A 5,581-nucleotide genomic window follows, 5' to 3' on the forward strand; every position below is an offset into this window, starting at 1 on the left:
AGCTGGCATGGTGACCGACCCGGGTTTGACCGGTGAAAACGAGCCGTGTAAGTTGTACGAGTTGCCCCGGTGGCTTCTGACCTGATGGGTTGGTGGTTGTTGGTGTGCGTGTGATCCTTGAGAACTCAACAGTGTGTCAAAAGTCGACGAGATTAATTAGTAGTATCCCGTCAAGTTCCCGCCGCATGGCCTTTGGGTTGTGTGGTTCTTGATGGTAATCAATTCCGACAATTTATTTGTCAGCAAATAGTTTGTCAGGTCTGAACTGAAGTTTGAGTCACGCTTTTGTGGCTTTCAACGGAGAGTTTGATCCTGGCTCAGGACGAACGCTGGCGGCGTGCTTAACACATGCAAGTCGAGCGGTAAGGCCCTTCGGGGTACACGAGCGGCGAACGGGTGAGTAACACGTGAGCAATCTGCCCTTCTCTTTGGAATAACCATTGGAAACGATGGCTAATGCCGAATATGACCTCCTTTCGCATGTTTGGAGGTGGAAAGCTCCGGCGGAGATGGATGAGCTCGCGGCCTATCAGCTTGTTGGTGAGGTAATGGCTCACCAAGGCATTGACGGGTAGCCGGCCTGAGAGGGTGACCGGCCACACTGGGACTGAGACACGGCCCAGACTCCTACGGGAGGCAGCAGTGGGGAATATTGGACAATGGGCGAAAGCCTGATCCAGCAACGCCGCGTGAGGGATGACGGCCTTCGGGTTGTAAACCTCTTTCAGCAGGGACGAAGCGAGAGTGACGGTACCTGCAGAAGAAGGACCGGCCAACTACGTGCCAGCAGCCGCGGTAATACGTAGGGTCCGAGCGTTGTCCGGAATTATTGGGCGTAAAGGGCTCGTAGGCGGTTTGTCGCGTCGGGAGTGAAAACTCAGGGCTCAACCCTGAGCGTGCTTCCGATACGGGCAGACTAGAGGTATGCAGGGGAGAACGGAATTCCTGGTGTAGCGGTGGAATGCGCAGATATCAGGAGGAACACCGGTGGCGAAGGCGGTTCTCTGGGCATTACCTGACGCTGAGGAGCGAAAGCGTGGGGAGCGAACAGGATTAGATACCCTGGTAGTCCATGCCGTAAACGTTGGGCGCTAGGTGTGGGGACCTTCCACGGTTTCCGTGCCGCAGCTAACGCATTAAGCGCCCCGCCTGGGGAGTACGGCCGCAAGGCTAAAACTCAAAGGAATTGACGGGGGCCCGCACAAGCGGCGGAGCATGCTGATTAATTCGATGCAACGCGAAGAACCTTACCTGGGTTTGACATATGCCGGAAAGCTGCAGAGATGTGGCCTCCTTTTGGTCGGTATACAGGTGGTGCATGGCTGTCGTCAGCTCGTGTCGTGAGATGTTGGGTTAAGTCCCGCAACGAGCGCAACCCTCGTTCTATGTTGCCAGCACGTAATGGTGGGGACTCATAGGAGACTGCCGGGGTCAACTCGGAGGAAGGTGGGGATGACGTCAAGTCTTCATGCCCCTTATGTCCAGGGCTTCAAGCATGCTACAATGGCCGGTACAAAGGGCTGCGAAACTGTAAGGTGGAGCGAATCCCAAAAAGCCGGTCTCAGTTCGGATTGGGGTCTGCAACTCGACCCCATGAAGTCGGAGTCGCTAGTAATCGCAGATCAGCAACGCTGCGGTGAATACGTTCCCGGGCCTTGTACACACCGCCCGTCACGTCATGAAAGTCGGCAACACCCGAAGCCAGTGGCCCAACCGTTTACGGAGGGAGCTGTCGAAGGTGGGGCTGGCGATTGGGACGAAGTCGTAACAAGGTAGCCGTACCGGAAGGTGCGGCTGGATCACCTCCTTTCTAAGGAGCATCTGGCAGCTGCCCATCGTGGTGGTTGTCCATGAGGCGTTTACTCACCGAGTGTGTGGGTGCGTTCTCAGCTCACTAGTGGATCGTCGATTATTTGGCTTGCTGCACATTGTTTGTCCGTTAGTACACCCCGCTTTGGTGGGGCAGGAACGTCGGATGGGTGGTGGGTGGTGAATCAGGCACACTGTTGGGTCCTGAGGGATCAAGCTCTAGGGTTTGGTTTCTTGGACCATGCGTTCTCGTGAACCGCCAGGTCTCCCCGATTGGGGTTGGTTTGGTAGGCGTGGGAGTTGGCGTGTGGGACCGATCGTATTTTGAGAACTTCACAGTGGACGCGAGCATCTTTGTAGTAACAACAAGCTACTAAGTGCACATGGTGGATGCCTTGGCATCGAGAGCCGATGAAGGACGTTGGAGTCTGCGAAAAGCCCCGGGAAGGTGACAACCGACCTGTGATCCGGGGATGTCCGAATGGGGAAACCCACCTGGAGTAAAGTCTAGGTACCTCTGTCTGAACACATAGGGCAGTAGGAGGGAACGTGGGGAAGTGAAACATCTCAGTACCCACAGGAAGAGAAAACAAAAGTGATTCCGGTAGTAGTGGCGAGCGAAACTGGAAGAGGCTAAACCTCACATATGTGATAGCCGGCGGGCGTTGTATGTGGGGTGTTGTGGGGCCGCATGGCCTGTTCTGCCGGACAGGCGAAGAGTCATAAACCATGAGTGAAGTGAAAGCCGACTGGAAAGTCGCGGCATAGAGGGTGATACCCCCGTACACGTAAGCTCATGGCTCTTTTGCGTTACCCCGAGTAACACCGAACCCCTGAAATTCGGTGTGAATCTGGCGGGACCACCCGTTAAGCCTAAATACTCCTCGATGACCGATAGCGGACTAGTACCGTGAGGGAAAGGTGAAAAGTACCCCGGGAGGGGAGTGAAATAGTACCTGAAACCATGTGCATACAATCCGTTGGAGCTCGTCCTTGTGACGGGTGACAGCGTGCCTTTTGAAGAATGAGCCTGCGAGTTAGCGTTCTGTAGCGAGGTTAAGGCGTTGAGCCGTAGCCGTAGCGAAAGCGAGTCCGAATAGGGCGACCATAGTTGCAGGATCTAGACCCGAAGCGGAGTGATCTATCCATGGCCAGGTTGAAGCGCGGGTAAGACCGCGTGGAGGACCGAACCCACCTAGGTTAAAAACTGGGGGGATGAGCTGTGGATAGGGGTGAAAGGCCAATCAAACTCCGTGATAGCTGGTTCTCCCCGAAATGCATTTAGGTGCAGCGTTGCGTGTTTCTTGTCGGAGGTAGAGCACTGGATGGGCTAGGGGGCCTACAAGCTTACTGAACTCAGCCAAACTCCGAATGCCGATAAGTGAGAGCGCAGCAGTGAGACAGTGGGGGATAAGCTCCATTGTCGAGAGGGAAACAGCCCAGACCATCAGCTAAGGTCCCAAAGCGATAACTAAGTGGAAAAGGATGTGGAGTCGCCCAGACAACCAGGAGGTTGGCTTAGAAGCAGCCACCCTTGAAAGAGTGCGTAATAGCTCACTGGTCAAGTAATTCCGCGCCGACAATTTAGCGGGGCTCAAGTTATCCACCGAAGCTATGGGATTCATACACGTGCTAGGCCTTCGTGGTCCAGGCGTATGGATCGGTAGGGGAGCGTCGTGTGGCCAGCGAAGCGGCGGAGTGATCCAGCCGTGGAGGCTACACGAGTGAGAATGCAGGCATGAGTAGCGAATGAGGAGTGAGAAACTCCTCCACCGAATGACCAAGGGTTCCAGGGTCAAGCTAATCTTCCCTGGGTAAGTCGGGACCTAAGGCGAGGCCGACAGGCGTAGTCGATGGACAACGGGCTGATATTCCCGTACCGGCATTAGATCGCCCATGCTGAACCCAGAAATGCTAAGTGCCCAAATCTGGCGGGACTCTTCGGAGCGATGCCAGTGCTGCGCATGACCCGATCTGGTAGTAGGCAAGCAATGGTGTGACGCAGGAAGGTAGCTCATCCCGGGCGATGGTTGTCCCGGGCCAAGGATGTAGGGCGAATGATAGGCAAATCCGTCATTCACATAGCCTGAGATCTGATGGGGAGACGTTTTAGTCGAAGTGAGTGATCCTATGCTGCCGAGAAAAGCATCTAGCGAGATCTAGAGCCGCCCGTACCCCAAACCGACTCAGGTGGTCAGGTAGAGAATACTAAGGTGATCGAGTGAACCATGGTTAAGGAACTCGGCAAAATGCCCCCGTAACTTCGGGAGAAGGGGGGCCCGATTCGTTATCACACTTGCTGTGAGAAGCGTTGACGGCCGCAGAGACCAGGCCCAAGCGACTGTTTACTAAAAACACAGGTCCGTGCTAAGTCGAAAGACGCCGTATACGGACTGACTCCTGCCCGGTGCTGGAAGGTTAAGGGGACGTGTCAGCGCAAGCGAAGCACAGAACTTAAGCCCCAGTAAACGGCGGTGGTAACTATAACCATCCTAAGGTAGCGAAATTCCTTGTCGGGTAAGTTCCGACCTGCACGAATGGAGTAACGACTTGGGCGCTGTCTCAACCATGGACTCGGCGAAATTGCACTACGAGTAAAGATGCTCGTTACGCGCGGCAGGACGGAAAGACCCCGGGACCTTTACTATAGTTTGGTATTGGTGTTTGGTTCAGTTTGTGTAGGATAGGTGGGAGACTGTGAAGCATTCACGCCAGTGAGTGTGGAGTCATCGTTGAAATACCACTCTGACTGTACTAGATATCTAACCTAGGTCCATTATCTGGATCAGGGACAGTGCCTGATGGGTAGTTTAACTGGGGCGGTTGCCTCCTAAAATGTAACGGAGGCGCTCAAAGGTTCCCTCAGCCTGGTTGGCAATCAGGTTTCGAGTGTAAGTGCACAAGGGAGCTTGACTGTGAGAGTGACAGCTCGAGCAGGGACGAAAGTCGGAACTAGTGATCCGGCGCTGGCAAGTGGAAGCGGCGTCGCTCAACGGATAAAAGGTACCCCGGGGATAACAGGCTGATCTTCCCCAAGAGTCCATATCGACGGGATGGTTTGGCACCTCGATGTCGGCTCGTCGCATCCTGGGGCCGTAGCAGGTCCCAAGGGTTGGGCTGTTCGCCCATTAAAGCGGCACGCGAGCTGGGTTTAGAACGTCGTGAGACAGTTCGGTCCCTATCCGCCGCGCGCGTAGGAAACTTGAGAAAATCTGTCCCTAGTACGAGAGGACCGGGATGGACGAACCTCTGGTGTGCCAGTTGTTCTGCCAAGAGCACTGCTGGTTAGCTACGTTCGGAAGCGATAACCGCTGAAAGCATCTAAGCGGGAAGCGTGTTTCAAGATGAGGTTTCCCACTGGTTTACCAGGTAAGGCCCCCAGCAGACCACTGGGTTGATAGGCCGGAAGTAGAAGTGTGGTAACACATGGAGCTGACCGGTACTAATAGGCCGAGGGCTTGTTTCTTACAAAGTTTGCACCGCGTCCACTGTGAGGTTCCCGAGATATGATCGGCAACTCTCTACCCCTAGTTTGTTCGGGGCTCATCGGAGCCCATGGACGGGGTCGATGAGGATATATCTCCATAGAGTTACGGCGACCATAGCGAGAGGGAAATACCCGGCTACATTCCGAACCCGGAAGTCAAGCCTCTCAGCGCCGATGGTACTGCACTGGAGACGGTGTGGGAGAGTAGGACGTCGCCGGACAATCATTAGCGCGAGGCCGCCCCACCAGGGGCGGCCTCGCTGCATTTCCCGCCCACCAGCGGGA

At 55.1% G+C, this 5,581-nt stretch carries 3 rRNA genes; all 3 read left to right on the forward strand.

Annotated elements, in window-relative coordinates:
* The first annotated feature begins 294 nt into the window (after window positions 1–294).
* The 3 genes from DX116_RS19705 to rrf all read left to right on the forward strand — a co-directional run bounded on the left by DX116_RS19705 (window position 295) and on the right by rrf (window position 5,517).
* Window positions 295–1,810, forward strand: a 16S ribosomal RNA gene (locus tag DX116_RS19705).
* A gap of 362 nt (window positions 1,811–2,172) precedes the next feature.
* A 23S ribosomal RNA gene (locus DX116_RS19710) occupies window positions 2,173–5,275 on the forward strand.
* A 125-nt stretch (window positions 5,276–5,400) separates the two neighbouring features.
* A 5S ribosomal RNA gene (gene rrf / locus DX116_RS19715) occupies window positions 5,401–5,517 on the forward strand.
* The 16S, 23S and 5S rRNA genes sit together here, the layout of an rRNA operon.
* Window positions 5,518–5,581: the final 64 nt, after the last annotated feature.

The organism is Aeromicrobium endophyticum (assembly GCF_003586285.1).
Classification (GTDB): Bacteria; Actinomycetota; Actinomycetes; order Propionibacteriales; family Nocardioidaceae; genus Aeromicrobium; species Aeromicrobium endophyticum.